Consider the following 16,686-nt stretch of genomic DNA (forward strand, 5'->3'; position numbering starts at 1 on the left):
TGTTTTTTCGGCTTGCCGTTCGATCCTTGATCTACGTCAACCTTGGTGAACGCACGCGGCCGATGTCAGCCCCTGGCCCTGAGCCGAAGATGCTCAAAGTCGCGTGGGTCAAGATCCACCTGTACCAAAGGAGCTTTCTCCATGCCAAGTTCCGGACCATCGACGATCACATCGACCTCGTCGGTACGAGCAACATGGACATCTGCTCGTTCGTCCTCAATGCCGAGCATATCCTCGTGATACATGATCCGGGCATGACCAGCCGGCTGAAAACAGAACAGCAACACGACATCACCAATTGTCGTTCGCTCGATTTACAGCAATGGCGGCAGCGGCCGTTCCGGATCAAACTCGGGGAGCATCTGACCCGCTTGATGAGCCGCTCCTGTGACAGCAGGGAACCGACTGGAAAACGTTTCTCCCGACCCCCGACCAAGCTGTGATCATGCAATGCAGTGGAGACGAAACATGATGAAGTCCAAGTCTATTTTGCTAGGTTTGATGCTATGTGCAATAGCAGCGCCGGTCGGGCACGCGCAGGTTACCATCGACGTGGCCAAGATCACCTGCAATCAGTTCGCCACGTACAAGATCACGAACCCGCAGAACATCGCACTGTGGCTCAGCGGCTATCACAATGGCAAACATGGCGGCAATACTCTCGTTGACCCCCAGGCTTTGAAGGCCAAGTCAGACGAGGTGGTGATGTACTGCTTGCACAATCCTGACACACCGGTCATGCAGGCCGTCGAAACTCTGTTCGGTATAAGCAAATAGAGTCGTGACTCCCTGCCCGCCTCAGCTAAGGCCGCGCGCAAATCGGAAGCTCTCATCGCTGGCGTCATTAAGCTACCCCGCGGAGCAAGTTGGAGAACCTGAGGCTCTGTTATGGGTTTTTTGCAGATTGTCCTGCATTGGTTTGGTTGGGTTTTCCTTCTCAGCGAATGGGTGATCCGGTTGGTCATGCTTGCCGTGGTGCCATTCCGGCGCACGCCGGCAGCAGCCAAGGGTTGGTTGCTGTTGATTTTCTTCGAGCCCTGGATTGGCCATCTATGCTCTGATCGGGCGACCGAAGATGCCCCGGTCGCGCGTTGAGCAAATGGCAAGGCTGCCCCGAGCTATGGCCAAGGTTCGCGAGCGTATTCTTGAGTATCCAAACGTCTTCCATCCTGAGATGTCGCCGGGACTGGAGTGGACGGGTTATCTGGCAGAAAAACTAGGTCGCATGCCGTCGCTTGGGGAAACGCGGCGGAGATCATGGTCGATTACGATGGCGTCCTCGCTCGGCTGGTGGCAGACATCGACCAAGCCAGGAGCCACGTCCATTTGCTATACTTCTTGTTTGTGGCCGATGCTGCAACAGCTCCGGTGATTTCCGCACTGGGCCGAGCGGTCGAGCGCGGCGTGACGTGCCGAGTGCTCGTGGACTCCTTGGGCTCTCGCTCCGGCTTGCCAATTTTGATGCCCAAATTGACGGCATTGGGAGTCGATGTCAGGGAAATGCTGCCCGTCGGTCTCTTCCGTTCAAAGCGAGCACGGCTGGACCTGCGCAACCACCGGAAGATCGCGATCATAGATGGCCGGGTCGCCTTTACCGGCTCGCAAAATCTGGTCGCCTCCGATTTTATCGCAGGGATCACGTACGAGGAACTCGTGCTGCGCCTCACGGGCCCGGCCGTTCTGGCTCTACAGTACGTTTTCGCCACGGATTGGTTCTTGGAAACCAACGAGGTACTTGAGAGCGAGAACGTTTTTCCCGATCCTGAAATCACTGGATCGACTCCAATCCAAACCTTAGCGAGTGGACCGGATTTTCCCACCCAGAACAATCAACGTTTCATCGTTGCCCTCGTCCACGCTGCTCGCAGGCAGATCAAAATCACTACGCCGTATTTTATTCCTGACGAACCCTTGCTGCAGGCTTGCAAACCGCGGTGCTTCGCGGCGCGGACGTCCACCTCGTCGTTTCCGAAACTGAGGATCAAGTTCTCGTGTCGTGGGCCCAGAGGTCGTACTACGAGGAGCTCCTTGAGGCCGGGGTCGAGGTCCAACTGTACCAAGCGAGCTTTCTCCATGCCAAGTCCCTGACCATCGACGATCACATCGGCCTGGTCGGTACAAGCAACATGGACATCCGCTCGTTCGCCCTCAACGCCGAGCATATCCTCGTGATACATGATCCGGGCATGACCGGCCGGCTGAAGACAGAGCAGCAGCGCTACATCGCCAATTGTCGTTCGCTCGATCTACAGCAATGGCGGCAGCGGCCGTTCTGGATCAAACTCGGGGAGCATCTGGCCCGCTTAACGAGCCCGCTTCTATGAACGAATGTCTGGATATGGCCCTTCGCGTCATTTTGTGGCGCTACAAAGTTTGGTTGCTATCGGCGCATACCGGACTTTGGCAAGCCTTCCGAGCGGCAGATTTAAGGCTTCGCGGCCGAGTACAGACGGTGAATATTGGTTTCTACAAACCCCCTAGCTTCCGCCCCGTTATTGCGGTTGCGATTTTCTTGTGCACACACGATGGCACCGGAGAGCGGTGATGCTGCGCTGGCTGCGGTCGCGTTCGCTGGCCACGTCGCCATCTTGTTCGTCGTCATCAGTTGAAGAGAGCGGGTGAAACGGCGCGGTGGTGCAGATCAGAACGGACCGCAAGCCTGAGCACGAGACCACCAATCCAGTGGTGGCCCACAAAGGAAATGGAGACTGCGTCAGCGACGAGCCGGACGCGCCTGGATCGGCACGACTTTATCCACGTCGGTTGAACCCGAACGGCGGCTTTGAATCTTCACCACCTGCTCGAGTTCCAGAGCCTCTATCGCGAGCTCATCTGCCAACCGTTCGAAGAGTTCGCGCTTCTGCGGGTCGCTCGTTCGCCTGCTCATAAGGACCAAATCCGCGGCATCGGCACGGAGTTTGTCCAATTTCTCCCTGAGGTCCGCCATGTTGTCGGCCTACGTCTAGACCCACCTCGTCCGCGGTGACGGGATGCAGGTCAACGGCCAAATATACTATGGGTTCTTCGTTAATGATTTGTTTGGCCATCAGAGCTTCGTGAAGAAGGCCCGTCAGCGTGAACTGGCAGGCCCGGTTGCGTCTCTGCTCTTGGACGCACCAATCGCGAGCCCATGCGCGCGAGCGCCGCTGATCGACCTGGCGATCGAGCGAGCCAAGTCGGCTTCGAGGTCGCGCCCATCGCCGGGCGCGACGGTCACGCCGCACAGGCTTGGCTCGCCGTCGACGTCAGGCTCTGCCCTTCCAGCCCACCCACAAAACCCGCTGACATCGCGCCGGAAACGTGTACGCTTCACCAAAACCGGAGGAACGGCATGTTTGAAATCAACGGTTTGGACACGGCGGGCGTCGTCAGTCTCAAGCGGCTTTCGCTCGCTGCCGCCGTCAAGAAGGCCAGGGAGCTCGTCGAGGACGGGTGCTGGGACGTTCAGGTCGTTGATCCCAATGGCCGGGTCTACACCTCGTTCGAGGAGCAGGCGGCCTAGCCGCCCGGTCCTTTAGGGCCATTCCCACGGTTGCCGGCGCCGGTTACCGCCGCTATCCGCCTCGGCCGACGTTCGACGAGGCGTTGTCGAGCCAGCGCTCCGTTGCCTCGTCGCTCCAGCCCGGGACCGCGAAGCGCACCGGCGGACTTGTGTTCGTGCGGGTCCGGTCCACCGCCGGATGGCGAGTGCGGGGGTGATGCACCGTTGCGGCATTGGCCGAGGCGCAGAGGACGAGCAATAGACCCACGGCAAGAAGAGAACGCATCGCACCAGTTCCAATCGAGCAATCGCTCGCTGTTACTTGATGCACCGATCGGTTCGCCACAACGAGCGCGACTTCACGAGCAGGAGAGAGGCTCGCAAGCTATCGCGATCGCAAGCCAACCAACTCCCGTCGTCGCCTTCGCGGGTCAGCCCGCCGTGCTGTTCATTGTCATTTGAGGGAGGGACCGCCTGAAGCGGCGTCGCATTCCGCAGCGCGACGCGTCCCGATGGCGACATGCCCGAACCAAACAGGGAAAAGCCGCAGCGTGGTTCCAGCCCCCACTGCGGCTCTATCCCGGGCAACTTGAAATTGGCTTGCTGCTTAAATCTCGCCGGTGTTCACACAGTAGAACACCCCGTTCCGAAAATGGACTCCGTCAAACTACGGGATTCCCATGTTTTACCTATTGTCGTTGAGGGGCAAACATGGGACTCTTGTATACCAGCCCCCAATACTCCCGGCTGCCGATCCAATTGCGGATTAGAGCGCCGGGAGTGCCAGGCCTGCCAGCGCGTAAGACCAGGCTTGCCCGCGCGCAAGAGAAGGCCGCTGCTGTGCCGAAGCGCTCGGTCAAGGCCGCCATTCCGCTCATTCCGCGGCGTGCTTCTGTCCCATTACGTCAGCAGGCACTACGAGAGAGCTTCCACCATCGTGGGCTCTTGTCCTGCCGCGGTTATTGGCGTTCCTCGTACCGGTTGCATTGGCCATCGCCCATGCGCACCCGCTTGAGCTCCTGAAACGGGGGATCACAACGCAGGAGCGTGTACACCTTGTAAGACGGCGGGGGCACGCGCCAGCAGAGATTCTGTCCCGCTGGTATCTTGTATGTTTCCCCGCTCGACAACGTATAGCTACACGAGGTATCCGGGACGTTCGTCTTCGTGTCTGCGTGGGCCTGGGCAATCGAAGCCACCGTGAGGAGCGTCACCAGCAATGTACGCATTGTTCCTGCTCCGCCTATCTGATCGCACGTTCTGGAATTGGGATGCGGACATCGCCGCAACAAGTCACAAATTCCTGAAACGCACGACTGGGCGGTCATGAACGAAGGACGCGTAATCCCACTCGCTGATCGCGATCTCCGGGCGTCGGTATGAACGGCCTTCGATCCTCAGCTGTCCGGCTCTGATACCGTAGCCGGCACGCTCAGCGGGGCTCCGCCGACCGAGACCGGCCCCAGGGGCTTGGTCTCCCGCGTCGCCCGTTTGCGCATCGCCAGTCCATAGCGGGCATTCGCTCGTCGAACGGACGACGTGACGTCCGACATCATCGTATTCTGCAGCGAGTCGACCTTCGCAATCAGCGTCGACAGCTGCGACGAGATCTTCTTCACATCGACGCGCTCGTCCGTGATGCTCTGTCGAAGGGACAGGAGCACCATCGAATCTTGCTGCTGCAGAGCCGCATTTTGCTGCGATGCTTGGTTGTTCTGCTGCAGCAAAGCGGTGTGTTGCTGCTGGGCCGCCTGAATATCCATCAAGGCAGCGGCAATGGGATCCGGCTTTGGCGCGGCGGCTTCCTGGCGCGGGAGCAGTTCAGCGAGACTCGCGACATTCAGCGCGGGAAAATCGGACGGCAACGTGTAGATGGCTGCCGCGCCATTGATGGCCAGGGCACACAGCGACAGGGCCAGGACCGATTTCCGGCTGGACTGCCTGGTCGGCAGCGGAACGTCCGGGGCAGCGGGCTCGTGCGCTGCTGCGGCGGCGGCCGCGAGCGCGGCCGGGTCGAGTTCTTCGGCGAAGCTTTGTGTTTCGAAAGTCTTGGTCACGTGCATTGACCCCATGAGCGAGCAGATGGCAGCCGCCCCTGGAACGTCGCCGCGACGACGCCTTTACGCAGCACCCATACACAACTGTCTAAAATTGTGAGCTTTTTGGATTAATTCCACGTTAGCGGCGCGGCCGGCTGACGGGCGCGGCGCCCCGGCCGATTACGGAGGCGACGCGGCGGTTTGACAAGTCCGGGTTGAACAGAGCAACCTTCCGAAAAGCTTCGCATCAAAACGAAACGATGGGCGCATGGGAATCCTGCACCGGTTTGAGCATGGTGTCGTTCGGCCGCTGCTGCGCCGCGTCAGGCCCGCAAAGCGCGTAGTGCTGGGCGGACTCACGATCGAATACAGGAGCGAGCTCGACGGCGGCGGCATCGAGTTCGGACAGGACTTCATCCCCTTTCTGCGGGCCCGGCAGATGCCGAGGCAGCCTCGCATGTTCGAGTGGTGCGCCGGGCCGGCGTTCATCGGCTTCTCGGCGCTGGGCCACGGCCTTTGCGAAACGCTATGCCTCGCCGACATCAACCCGGCGGCCGTCGCCTGCTGCAGGACGACCGTCCGCCTGAACCATCTGGAGGATCGGGTCTCCGTCTACCAGTCCAACAATCTGCGAAACATCCCCCAGGCCGAACGCTGGAACCTGGTGGTCAGCAACCCGCCGCACTTCATCGACCAGTATGAAGGCGATATCCGCGCGCACGATCCCGACTGGGCGATCCACCGCGAGTTCTTCAATACGATCGGGCCCCATCTCGCGGGCGACGGCGTGGTCGTCCTGCAGGAGAACAATCGCGGCTCGACGGTCGAGACCTTTCGCGAAATGATCGATGCGGCCGGACTGAAGATCGTGTTCACCCATGGTGACCACGCGACGCTCACGCCCAGAAGCGTTTTCTATTTCATCGGGATCATGCGTAAGGACGCTGACGTGCCCGATTGGGCCCGCCAGGCCTGACCTCAACGGATTTTCCGAAGTTGGCAGAATGCCAGTGTTTTGCCCGACGCGTCAACCGGCATTTGCGCGCGATGCGGAAGACGTTGTGGCACAAGCACTTGGCTACTGTGCATGGGGTTGTTTTGGCACTTTTTGTTGCTCACCCCTCATCCAGCAGCTCGAACAGCTCCTCCACCCGCTCGAACGGCGCATCCCGCATCGGGCTGTGATAGACGACGCGATCGCCGTCGCGTTGCAGTGACTTGCCCCGCGACTTCCGCAGGCGGCCCGGCAGGAACGTCGCGGCCGCAGCCTCAGGGCCGACGTCGAGGCGGATGATGCCGCGCCGCTTGCACGCGATCCTGAGCTTTGCGGCCGCGAAGAAGTCGCGCGCGACCTTGGGCAAGGGTCCGAAGCGGCGCGAGGTTTCCTCCTCGAGATCCTCGAGATCGTCCTCGTCGGTGCATCTTGCGGCGCGCGCATAGAGCTCGAGCCGCACGGGCTCGGACTGCACGTAGGTCTCTGGCAGCATGTCCGGAACCGGCAGGTTCAAATCGGGCACCCACACCGCGGCCCGTCCCTCGTCGGCCTTCTCCGAAGCCATTTTCAAGAGGTGGCTGTAGAGCACGGGCCCGAACACCTGAACATGGCCGGATTGCTGCTCCGAGAACAGGTCGCCCGCGCCTCGCAGATCGAGGTCGCGCTCGCTGATGGCAAAGCCGGCGCCCGGCCGGCTGAACTCCTCGAGCACGGCGAGCCGTTTCTCGGATTGTCCGGAATAGGTCTCGGTCAGCAGATGGGCGAAGGCGCGGATGCCGCCGCGGCCGACCCGGCCGCGCAGCTGGTGCAGCTGGGCGAGGCCGAACTTCTCGGGCCAGCACACCACGATGGTGTTGGCGCGGGGAATGTCGAGGCCGCTCTCCACGATGTTGGTCGCGAGCAGGACGTCGGCCCTGCCCTCCACGAAGCTCATCATGCGGTCGTCGATCTCGTCGGCCGCCAATCGGCCGTGCAGAGCGACGATTCGAAGGTCGCCCGCCACCGCCTGCACCCGCGTCAGCATGGGTTCGAGGTCCTGGATGCGCGGACAGATCAGGAAGCTCTGCCCGTGACGCCGCTGCTCGCGCAGCAGCGCGGAGGCGATGGCGGCATCCGACAGCGGCGCGATCCGGGTTGCGACCGGCAGCCGGTGCACCGGGGGCGAGGCGATCACGCTGAGGTCGCGGAAGCCGGCGAGGCCCGCGGCCAGCGTCCGCGGGATCGGCGTCGCGCTCATCATCAGCACGTGGACGTTCTTGGCGAGGCCCGAGAGCTTTGCTTTCTCGGCCGCGCCAAAATGCTGCTCCTCGTCGATGATAACGAGGCCGAGATCGTCGAACTTGACGTCCTTGCCCGTGAGCGCCTGCGTGCCGATCACGACCTTGATCCGGCCGCTGCGCAGTCCCTCCCTGGTCTCGCGCAGCTCCGCGCCCGATGTCGCCCGCGACAGGTTGCCGACCTCGATGCCGAACGGAGCAAAGCGCTTCTGAAACGTGGCGACGTGCTGGCGGGCCAGCACCGTCGTCGGCACCGCGATCGCCACCTGCTTGCCCGAGAGCACCACGGCGGCCGCCGCGCGCAGCGCCACCTCGGTCTTGCCGAAACCGACGTCGCCGCAGATCACGCGATCCATCGGGTGACCGGAGGCAAGATCGTCCAGCACGTCGGCGATCGCCTTGGCCTGGTCGCTCGTGGTGAAGTAAGGGAAACGCGCCACGAACTTCTCGTAGGCCGATCCCGGCGGAACCAGCTTGTCACCGCGCCGCCGCCGGCGCTGGCTGATGTGCTTGGCCAGCACCTTGCCCGCAGCCTGGATTTCGCGCTCGGCTTCGGTGCGGCGGGCCCACCATGTGCTGCCATCCGCCTTGTCGAGCGCGAGCTTGCCGAGCTCGGCGGCATAGGGCCACATCAAGGCCAGATCGGGCGGCGGCACCAGCACGGCATTGTCGCCGGCGAACTTCAGGCGGATCATCTCGCGCAGCGCGCCGCCGCCGGTGTTCACGGTCTGCAGGCCATCGAGCACGGCAAGCCCGCGCTGGAGATGGATGACCACGGTGCCCTGCTCGGGCACATCGGCGTGATCGAAGGCCGCGCTCCAGGCCCGCGCCATCGGCTGCGGATGATGCGCCCGGCTGCCGAGCACGTCGGACGCCGTCACCACCGTCAGAGTTTTTTTCCCCGGCACGACGAAGCCGGCATCGAGATCGGCCAGCAGCGCCGCCTCTCCGTTCCGTCCGCTCGTCGCGTCCTCCCAGTCGTCGCAGCGCGGTGCCTTGACGCCGCTCATCCGCTCCATCACGCGCAAATCGTCCTCAAGCGCGGCGACGAGGATCAGGCGCGAGCCGCCCCGCCGCGTCTCCTCGACGAAGGTCCGCAGCGCCTTCCTTGTGGATGTCAGCTTGGAAAATTCCGGCGTGGTCTGGAAGGATGCCGTCCGCGGCAACACCTTCATGCCCTTGGACAGCCGTTTCCAGTCGCTCCGCGCGAGATATTCGCGCTCCCGCTCCGCTCGCGGCGCGGCCTCCTCGATCGTGCTGAGCCAGGCGTCGGCATGCAACGGGACGCCCGCATCGGCGATCCATTTGGCGCGCCCGCAATAGTCGAACAGGCTCGCGCGCTTGCCGCGTTTGCCGGTGAAGCCGAGTCGCTCCGACATGGGATCGACCAGAAGCTCGCTGGTCTCGAAGATGATGTCGTGCTCTTGCGGATCGAACGCCACGATCCGCCTGATGGCGCGATCCGAATGCTCGACCCGGAACGGGCCCAGCGCGCCTGCGGGAAATATCTCGAAGGTCTGGCCGTGGAACAGCGCTCCGCCCGGATAATCCGGCTCGTCGTCGAGATCGTATCCAAGGGATTGCAGGCGCGTCTCGAGGTCCTGCTCGGAAAACGCGCCGCCGACCTTCAGGCTCACGCTCAGGCGGGACAGGCTCGCCGGCAGCGGCAGGCGCTCCATCACCGCTTCCGCCGTCGAAACCAGGAAGAGCGGCTTTCTGGATTTCGCAAGGCGCCGCAGCACCGAGGCCCTGCGCCCCGCGAGCTCGTGCGATGGCTCCAGCTGATCGAACGGCAAGGTGTTCAATCGCGGAAACACCAGGACCTCGCAGGAAGGATCGAGCGCGTGAATGACGCTGCCGAGCCGCTCCGCTCTGTTCTCGCTCTCGGCCAGAAAAACAAGGCCGCTGCGTCCGGACTGCTTCCATTGTGCAAGCAGATGCAGAGCCATCATCCCGAGTGGCGACGAAGACGAGATCGTTGCGCGCTGCGACGCCCTGCTCTTCTTGGACGACTTCTTGGTCGCCCGCGCTTTTTTGGAAAGCCTCACTTGAACCCGTCTCTGGTCGTAAAACTGTCGGCAACCGAACGCGAGCCGTCCTCATTCTGATTCGGCTGCTCGGTGCCATGCATATGGGATTTGCCTTGCGAACGCACGCTCGGGGCAACGCCCGCATCGCCGTCGCGATCCCGGAATTTTCGTGTTGATCGCCCCGCAGATCGGAACTGACCATACCGGGGCGTGAGGCGCAGGCTATACCCGTCGAAGCAAAGGCCGGTCAGCGCGATTCACATGTCAACACGAAAAACCCCAGCGCTTGGAGCCACGCTGGGGCGTTTCGTTCAAAATAAATCGGTTAAACAATGACGTCTTCATAGCAGCGATTTGGCCGGGCGTTTGTGAACTGGTTCACATGTCATGCGCCAAAACGACCTCAGTGCGAGAGGCGCTGAGGTCGCCAACCTTTGTGGGGAAGGTTTTCTCGCGGCCCGGGGGTTTTGGGGCTTGGGGATGGGCCGGAGCCAAGAGTCTACGCGCGCCGTGCGAAGTCGTTCCATGCCGGCGGGCCCCGATATCTGCCGGAACAGGGTACCGCATCCTTTCAGGTTTGAGCGTGCCCAGCCCGCGCGCTACGATGCGCCTTTCACGGAGGCTCATTTTGAAACCATTCATTTTCGTCGCAACTATCGCATTGCTCGCAACGGCGCCCGTCCGCGCCCAGGCACTGGTCGATCCCACCAAGGTTGCACCCGAATATCGCGAGGCGGCCGAGAAGCGCCGGGCCGAGCAGCTTCGCCAGCGCGAATGCGCGATCAAGGCGGATCTCGAGAAGGTGCTGCCCAGGGACCGCACCGCCTATCTCAACCGTTGCCTGGACACGATGGCGGCCAAGCAATAGCGGCCCAGCGGGCCACTCGATTGGTCGTGGCGGAGCGCGAGGACTAGCTCAGCCTCGCTTCCTCGGAAACAGGCGGTCGCGGATGTAACGCGAGGTCGGCGTCAGGCGGATGCCGCGGGGCCTCTGCCAGGCGGCGCGATCGATCTCCTTCTTGTCGCCGATCGTCAGCCTGCCCTTGGCGCCCTTGGCGATGAAGATCGCATCGCTCATCTTGCGGCCGGAGCGCTTGTTCCTGGCCGTCACTTCCTTCCAGAGACTGATCCGGCCGAGCTTGAGATTGGGCAGCTCTTCCTTGATCTCCCGGCGCAGGCAGGCCTTCTCGGACTCGCGCGCCCGCTTGCGGCCGCCTGGGAACATCCACAGGCCGTCCGACCGGCGCCTCACCAACAATACCTTGCCGCGCCTGGCGGCAACCAGCTTGGAAGACTTCGCCATCACTGCCGTAGACTGAAACCAGAATCGTCCCGATCGTAACTTGTCTAGTCAGATAGACAAGTTCAGGACTCGCCTTGACCACAGGCCGCGGAGCCGTCGCGGCGCCAGGTCGCCCTCAAGTCCGCCCCCAAGTCAGCGCCGAGTCAGCGCCAAATCAGCGCAAGTCAGCCCTTGTCCGCCTCCACCGGGTCCTCCGTCCTGATCCAGGCCATCATCATCTCCCAGGCCACCGACAGGACGATCGGCCCGATGAACAGGCCGACGATGCCGTGGGCGAGCGTGCCGCCGATCACGCCGACGAAGATCACGATGGTCGGCGTGGTCAGGCCGCGCCCCATGACAAGCGGCTTCAGCATGGTGTCGATGAAGCCGACCAGGACGAGAAACACGGTGAGCAGCAACGCCGCGGTGACGTCCTTGGCGGTCCAGATCCAGATGATCACCGGCAACAGCACGAGGAAGGCACCGATCTGCACGATCGAGAGCAGCAGCACGATGAAGGCAAGAAGGCCGGCGCTCGGCACCGCCGCGAGCTTGAAGCCGAAGCCGGCGAGCAGCGCCTGCACCACCGCGATGCCGATCACTCCTTGCGCCACGGCGCGGATGGTCGCGCCCGCGAGCTCCAGGAAATGCTCGCTCTGCTCGGGCACGATGCGAAACAGGAAGTTGCGGCCGGCCGCAACCAGCCGCGGTCCGTGCGGAAACAGGAAGCCGGCCACGAACACCGAGAGCAGGAATTGGACAGTGCCGAGCCCGGCGTCGCCCGCAAGCGACAATAGCGGCCCCGCCAACGGCTGGAGATACGGCGCCACCTCGCGCAACACGGCGCGAACGTTGGTGTAGGCCTGGTCCCAGAGCTCAAAGAGCCACGGGCCGACCAGTGGCCACGACTTGAGCTGCTCGGGCGCCGATTGGAGCGCCAGATCGCCGGTGCCGAGCTGGTGCGCCAGCTCCCGCACGCCGTCCACGGCACTGAGGCCGAGCCAGGTTGCAGGGCCGAGGACGATGCCGAGCGTGACCAGGGTCAGGATCGCTGCCGCGGTCTTCGGCCGGCCGCCGAGCATCTTGGCGACCCAGCTGAACGCCGGATAGAACGCGACCGCGAGCACGCCGCTCCAGGCCAGGATCGGCACGAACGGGCGGATGATCAGGAAAGTCCAGATGATCAGCAGGGCGAGCAGGCCAAGCCGGATCACGAGCTGGATGATATCCTCGCCCGTCAGGAGCTGACGGAGACTTTTCACGGCGACTGCTTTCCCTGCGACATGAACGCAACTTCCGGCTCTTGCGAGGCCAATCCGTTATTGCCAGCCGCGCAACCGCCGTCAAGACGACCGGCCTGCACGTGCCCGCCGGAAGGCGCTGGCCCCGAAATTAGGAACGCTTCGATCCAAAGCGCATTCCCGGACGATGGTGCGCCGTCCCATGGAGCCAGAGTCCCACGCGGGAATTTACCGCAGCATCCATTTCTCGCTCGAGCCAAACGGTGCGCCGGGCTATTGGCGCTATGCCTATGCCATCGGCGCCAAGGTGCGCTCCGGGCGGGTGCAAGGCAGATTGCCTCAGCTCGCCATCAGGCGTGTGAAGATGCGTATCGATCGCGACATGCGGGCTGACTCGGTCAACGATTGATGCATGAGCTTGCCTGTCGCCCGCAACAGGCGGCCGGAATTGGCTAACGGGGATTAACCGGATTTCGCCGGGCCGGTTTACGCCGCTGCAAAAGCCCGCGGCTACCGTGGCTGCAGTCCCAAGAAAACATTGCGTGCAATGGCCAACAGCATCTGGACGATCGAAGAATTCACCTGCGCGGGTTGCAGCATGAGCTACACCGCGACCAGGGAGGAACATGCCGAAGCGCATTCGGGCAGCTTCAAATGCCGCATCTGCAGCGGCGTGGTGCACAGCTGGTCCGGCAAGCATCACTTCTTCGGCTGGAAAGCGGTGACGACGAAGCCGCCCGTGTTCGGGCGGCGCTGGGCCGACGCGGGCTACTAGATCGCCGCCCCTGTGTGGCGGCCGCAGCCGGTCCCACAAGCTGGCAAATAAGCTGATGTGCTGGGGACCTGCGCCGCTGCGCCGCAGGCAATTTTCGCGCGTCCCCAATGCGCCTGGAGCGTTGCAGCGGGACAGGGACAGGCTAAGTTCGCACTCCCCTCCACGTCCCTGGCCGCAATTGAAGTCGACATGACAGCCCCCTTCGTTCCGCAGATCGCTCTCTACCGCACCTGGCTCGCCGAGACGCGCGGCCTCACATTCTCGAGCTACGAGGACATGCGGCAATGGTCGGTTCGCGATCTCGACGGCTTTTGGCGCAGCATCTGGGACTATTACGATCTGCAATCACCGACGCCGTTCGCGGCCGTGATCGCCGAGCGCAAGATGCCCGATGCGGTCTGGTTTCCCGGTGCGCAGGTCAACTATGCGCGGCAGGTGTTCCGGCATGTCGGGGCCGCCGATGCCGCTGGCCTGCCTGCGATCGTCAGCGCTGGTGAGGACGGCAAGCTGACCGAGACGAGCTGGCCTGAGCTGCGGCGCAAGGCGGCCGCACTCGCGCTGCACCTTAAGGACAAAGGCATCAAGCCTGGCGACCGCATCGCGGCCTATCTGCCCAACATTCCCGAGACCATCATCGCGTTCCTGGCGGCCGCCAGCATCGGCGCCGTCTGGAGCGTGTGCGCCCCCGACATGGCCGCACCCGCAGTCATCGACCGGTTCAAGCAGATCGGGCCGAAAGTGCTGATCGCCTGCGACGCCGTCCGCTATGCCGGCCGGCGCCACGACCGCAAGGACGTCGTTGCCGAGCTCCGGCAGTCGCTGCCCACGGTCGAGCACGTCATCCTGCACAGCGAGGCCGCTTCGCCCGCGGCTCCGGACGCCCTGCTGTCCGACATTCTCGCCAGGTCGGGCGCGACCATCGACGCCTTCGAGCCGGAATGGCTGCCGTTCGACCATCCGCTCTGGATCGTCTATTCCAGCGGCACCACCGGCCTGCCGAAGCCGATCGTGCACGGTCATGGCGGCATCGTCATCGTGGTGCTGGCACTGCTCGGCCTGCACAATGACATCGGCTGCTCCTATCACGCGAATTCCTTCGGCGAGCGCTATCATTGGTACTCTTCGACCGGCTGGATCATGTGGAATTCGCAGGTCGGCGGCCTGCTTGCCGGCACCACCTGCTGCATTTTTGACGGCAGTCCGGGCGGCGCCAAGGACAATCCGGATTGGACCACACTGTGGCGCTTCGTCGCGCAATCGAAGGCGACCTTCTTCGGCGCCGGCGCGGCATTCTTCGCGAACTGCGCCAAGGCGGAGGTCGACCTGACCGCGGCCGGCGAGCTGTCGCGACTGCGCTGCCTTGGCTCGACCGGCTCGCCGCTCAGCGCCGACACGCAAGGCTGGTTCAATGCCCGCTTTGCCGCACTGTCGGCAACAAACGGCAGCAAGGCGCAGGCGGACATCTGGTGGGCCAACATCTCCGGCGGCACCGATTTCGCCGGCGCCTTCATCGGTGGCAATCGCGAGCTGCCGCAGACACCGGGCGCGATGCAGTGCCGCCTGCTCGGCGCCGCAGTCGAGGCCTTCAATGACCAGGGTCGGGCCGTTGTCGATCAGGTCGGCGAGCTCGTCTGCACCGAACCGATGCCGTCGATGCCGCTGTATTTCTGGAACGACGAGGACGGCGCGCGCTATCGCACCAGCTATTTCGAGACCTATCCGGACAATTTTGACGGCAGCGGCCGCGGACCCGTGTGGCGGCACGGCGACTGGCTCCAGGTCAACGCGGACGGCTCCTGCATCATCTATGGCCGCAGCGATGCGACGATCAACCGGCACGGCCTGCGGATGGGTACGAGCGAGATCTATTCCGCGATCGAGGCTCTGCCGGAAGTGCTGGACTCCCTCGTTGTCGATCTCGAATATCTCGGCCGCGACAGCTACATGCCGCTATTCGTGGTGCTGCGTGACGGCGTGGCGCTCGACGGAGCGATGCAGGCCAAGATCAACAAGGCAATTGAGGCCAGTCTCTCTCGGCGTTTCCTGCCTAACGAAATTTTCGCCGTCGCCGAGATCCCGCGCACGCTCTCCGGCAAGAAGCAGGAGCTGCCGGTCAAGAAGCTCCTGCTCGGCCAGCCCGTCGAAAAAGTCATCAACAAGGAAGCGATGGCCAATCCCGCTTGTCTCGTCTGGTATCTCGCCTTCGCTCGCGACTACCTGGCGAGAACGGCGGCGTGAAGCCGCCATCAGGCGCCACCGAAATTGGAGGGATCGAGATTCCTGTTCTCCGACGGCGGGATCGGCGGATAGCCGGGAAACTTGTACCAGCCGGGCGGCACGACCATGCGCGTGTCGGGACGGACCACGATGTGGGGGCGCGGATGCGCGTGATGCCTCGGCGCCGCGGCGGCCGAAATGCACGCTGACATCAGAAGAAGCAAGGCCAGGACAGAGCGCATCGCACAGGCTCCAGTTCCCCCGCCCCTGCCGATGATGTGGTCAGCAGACCCGGCCCGCGCCATTCATCTGCGCGTCACAACCGGTCACATCGACGGGATCACGCAGGCGCACCGGGCGAATTGGAAAATCGACCCAATTGCGCCGATGGCGTTTGGATTCCGTTCACCGATCGCCGCTAGATCAGGACGAATCCGCCGGACCGAACATCAGCCATGGCCGACCTCAACGCCGTCCTCACCAGGCTCAACGACCGTCTGCTCCGCCTCGAGGGCGAGTTGTTCGTGCTGCGCTCGCTGGCACGCGCCACGCTGACGGCGGGCGACGACCATGCCGCGCGCATGCGCAAGCTGGTCGAGGCCGCGAAAGTCGCGCTCGACGACGAGGCCAAGCGTCCGCTCGACAAGCCGACGCGCAAATATGTGGATGCGGCGACCGCGCTGGTGGAGGAGTTGCTGGTCGAGCCGACCCCCGCGCGGCCGTTGTTTACGGTCATCGACGGCGGCCGGCGCGACTGAACGACAGACGCGTTAGCCCGGCCATCGATCAGCGCTCCAACATGCCGGGATGCGGCGATGCGTCGTATCCAGCATCCGGTCGCGCGCGCCGGGCCTCGCTAGACCGCCGTGGATTGCTCCGCCTTCAGCCGGCTGAGGCCTGCCTCGATGATCGCGATCTCCTCATCGATCTGGCCGATCGGCAAGCTGAAATCATAACCCGACCTGCTCTTCAGATCGACGGCGAGGCGCTGCCGATGCATCATGAGCTCGTTGAGACCACGACGATTTTTCAGTCGGACATAGACGTCGACGATCTTCTCAATCGCGCTCGGCATGAAATCTGTCCCGGCGAAAAGGCCCGCGCGGCGCACCCACGCCGGCGGGGCATTTTCGGTGTCGCGGTACGCAATACAAATCCGCGACGGATTCGTCGATACGCCAAGCTGGTTGAGAACGTATTACCGTCGGATGATTTCGCGACGCGCGGCATGAAAAAGCCGCTGGCGATCAGGCCAGCGGCTCAAGCCGGGTTCGAAAACGGATCCGGAATGAAATGTCGCCAGCCCCGGTTCGTGCAAGCTATGGCAGGCCCAAGATCTCGTCTGTC

At 63.2% G+C, this 16,686-nt stretch carries 18 protein-coding genes and 1 pseudogene; 12 read left to right on the forward strand and 7 right to left on the reverse strand.

The window, feature by feature from the left end:
- Nucleotides 1-26 precede the first annotated feature (26 nt).
- The 5 genes and pseudogenes from HAP40_RS20280 to HAP40_RS20300 all read left to right on the forward strand — a co-directional run bounded on the left by HAP40_RS20280 (nucleotide 27) and on the right by HAP40_RS20300 (nucleotide 2,324).
- On the forward strand, nucleotides 27-443 hold the full coding sequence (locus tag HAP40_RS20280) for a phospholipase D-like domain-containing protein (RefSeq protein WP_166816156.1): 417 nt from the start codon (nucleotides 27-29) through the stop codon (nucleotides 441-443).
- 25 nt (nucleotides 444-468) lie between these two features.
- Nucleotides 469-777, forward strand: coding sequence for an HdeA/HdeB family chaperone (locus HAP40_RS20285; protein ID WP_166816155.1), 309 nt, complete (start codon nucleotides 469-471; stop codon nucleotides 775-777).
- Between the two features lie 111 nt (nucleotides 778-888).
- Nucleotides 889-1,095: a hypothetical protein gene (locus HAP40_RS20290; RefSeq protein WP_166816154.1), complete on the forward strand. Its 207-nt coding sequence runs from the start codon at nucleotides 889-891 to the stop codon at nucleotides 1,093-1,095.
- 162 nt (nucleotides 1,096-1,257) lie between these two features.
- Nucleotides 1,258-1,653: pseudogene (locus HAP40_RS20295) on the forward strand (phospholipase D-like domain-containing protein); the annotation flags it as partial.
- Nucleotides 1,654-1,934: 281 nt separating this feature from the next.
- Nucleotides 1,935-2,324: a phospholipase D-like domain-containing protein gene (locus HAP40_RS20300; RefSeq protein WP_246741069.1), complete on the forward strand. Its 390-nt coding sequence runs from the start codon at nucleotides 1,935-1,937 to the stop codon at nucleotides 2,322-2,324.
- Nucleotides 2,325-2,713: 389 nt separating this feature from the next.
- Here HAP40_RS20300 and HAP40_RS20305 read toward each other — a convergent pair whose 3' ends face one another.
- On the reverse strand, nucleotides 2,714-2,947 hold the full coding sequence (locus tag HAP40_RS20305) for a hypothetical protein (RefSeq protein ID WP_166816153.1): 234 nt from the start codon (nucleotides 2,945-2,947) through the stop codon (nucleotides 2,714-2,716).
- A gap of 384 nt (nucleotides 2,948-3,331) precedes the next feature.
- On the opposite strand from HAP40_RS20305, the gene HAP40_RS20310 reads away from it, so the two are divergent.
- Nucleotides 3,332-3,502: a hypothetical protein gene (locus HAP40_RS20310; RefSeq protein ID WP_166816152.1), complete on the forward strand. Its 171-nt coding sequence runs from the start codon at nucleotides 3,332-3,334 to the stop codon at nucleotides 3,500-3,502.
- Nucleotides 3,503-4,878: 1,376 nt separating this feature from the next.
- Here HAP40_RS20310 and HAP40_RS20315 read toward each other — a convergent pair.
- Nucleotides 4,879-5,544: a hypothetical protein gene (locus HAP40_RS20315; protein WP_166816151.1), complete on the reverse strand. Its 666-nt coding sequence runs from the start codon at nucleotides 5,542-5,544 to the stop codon at nucleotides 4,879-4,881.
- 244 nt (nucleotides 5,545-5,788) lie between these two features.
- Here HAP40_RS20315 and HAP40_RS20320 point away from each other — a divergent pair, with 244 nt between their 5' ends.
- A complete protein-coding gene (locus tag HAP40_RS20320) occupies nucleotides 5,789-6,496 on the forward strand; it encodes a methyltransferase (protein ID WP_166816150.1) in 708 nt (235 codons plus the stop codon).
- Nucleotides 6,497-6,635: 139 nt separating this feature from the next.
- Here the strand turns inward: HAP40_RS20320 and HAP40_RS20325 are convergent, their stop codons facing one another.
- The gene (locus tag HAP40_RS20325; RefSeq protein ID WP_166819434.1) at nucleotides 6,636-9,743 is read right to left on the reverse strand and encodes a DEAD/DEAH box helicase; all 3,108 of its coding nucleotides are present in this window, start codon (nucleotides 9,741-9,743) and stop codon (nucleotides 6,636-6,638) included.
- Nucleotides 9,744-10,449: 706 nt separating this feature from the next.
- Between HAP40_RS20325 and HAP40_RS20330 the strand changes: the two genes are divergently transcribed.
- Nucleotides 10,450-10,689 (forward strand): hypothetical protein, encoded by a 240-nt coding sequence (locus HAP40_RS20330; RefSeq protein WP_166816149.1) that lies wholly within the window; start codon nucleotides 10,450-10,452, stop codon nucleotides 10,687-10,689.
- Between the two features lie 48 nt (nucleotides 10,690-10,737).
- On the opposite strand, the gene HAP40_RS20335 is transcribed toward HAP40_RS20330, so the two are convergent.
- Together HAP40_RS20335 and HAP40_RS20340 are read right to left on the reverse strand one after the other, a co-directional pair.
- Entirely contained in the window at nucleotides 10,738-11,124 is a 387-nt protein-coding gene (locus tag HAP40_RS20335; protein WP_166816148.1) for an NUDIX hydrolase, read from the reverse strand.
- Between the two features lie 164 nt (nucleotides 11,125-11,288).
- The gene (locus HAP40_RS20340) at nucleotides 11,289-12,368 is read right to left on the reverse strand and encodes an AI-2E family transporter (protein ID WP_166816147.1); all 1,080 of its coding nucleotides are present in this window, start codon (nucleotides 12,366-12,368) and stop codon (nucleotides 11,289-11,291) included.
- A 181-nt stretch (nucleotides 12,369-12,549) separates the two neighbouring features.
- On the opposite strand from HAP40_RS20340, the gene HAP40_RS20345 reads away from it, so the two are divergent.
- The 3 genes from HAP40_RS20345 (at nucleotide 12,550) to HAP40_RS20355 (ending at nucleotide 15,360) form a co-directional block, all read left to right on the forward strand.
- Nucleotides 12,550-12,756, forward strand: coding sequence for a hypothetical protein (locus HAP40_RS20345; RefSeq protein ID WP_246557759.1), 207 nt, complete (start codon nucleotides 12,550-12,552; stop codon nucleotides 12,754-12,756).
- A 138-nt stretch (nucleotides 12,757-12,894) separates the two neighbouring features.
- Nucleotides 12,895-13,122: a hypothetical protein gene (locus HAP40_RS20350; protein ID WP_166816145.1), complete on the forward strand. Its 228-nt coding sequence runs from the start codon at nucleotides 12,895-12,897 to the stop codon at nucleotides 13,120-13,122.
- A gap of 189 nt (nucleotides 13,123-13,311) precedes the next feature.
- Complete coding sequence (locus HAP40_RS20355) at nucleotides 13,312-15,360, forward strand: acetoacetate--CoA ligase (RefSeq protein WP_166816144.1); 2,049 nt, start codon at nucleotides 13,312-13,314, stop codon at nucleotides 15,358-15,360.
- Between the two features lie 8 nt (nucleotides 15,361-15,368).
- Here HAP40_RS20355 and HAP40_RS20360 read toward each other — a convergent pair whose 3' ends face one another.
- Nucleotides 15,369-15,581, reverse strand: a complete 213-nt coding sequence (locus HAP40_RS20360; RefSeq protein WP_166816143.1) for a hypothetical protein — start codon at nucleotides 15,579-15,581, stop codon at nucleotides 15,369-15,371.
- Nucleotides 15,582-15,794: 213 nt separating this feature from the next.
- On the opposite strand from HAP40_RS20360, the gene HAP40_RS20365 reads away from it, so the two are divergent.
- On the forward strand, nucleotides 15,795-16,097 hold the full coding sequence (locus HAP40_RS20365) for a hypothetical protein (RefSeq protein WP_027575377.1): 303 nt from the start codon (nucleotides 15,795-15,797) through the stop codon (nucleotides 16,095-16,097).
- Between the two features lie 98 nt (nucleotides 16,098-16,195).
- Here HAP40_RS20365 and HAP40_RS20370 read toward each other — a convergent pair whose 3' ends face one another.
- Entirely contained in the window at nucleotides 16,196-16,414 is a 219-nt protein-coding gene (locus HAP40_RS20370) for a hypothetical protein (protein WP_166816142.1), read from the reverse strand.
- Between the last annotated feature and the right edge of the window lie 272 nt (nucleotides 16,415-16,686).

Origin of the sequence: Bradyrhizobium sp. 1(2017) (genome assembly GCF_011602485.2) — a bacterium.
Taxonomy (GTDB): domain Bacteria; phylum Pseudomonadota; class Alphaproteobacteria; order Rhizobiales; family Xanthobacteraceae; genus Bradyrhizobium.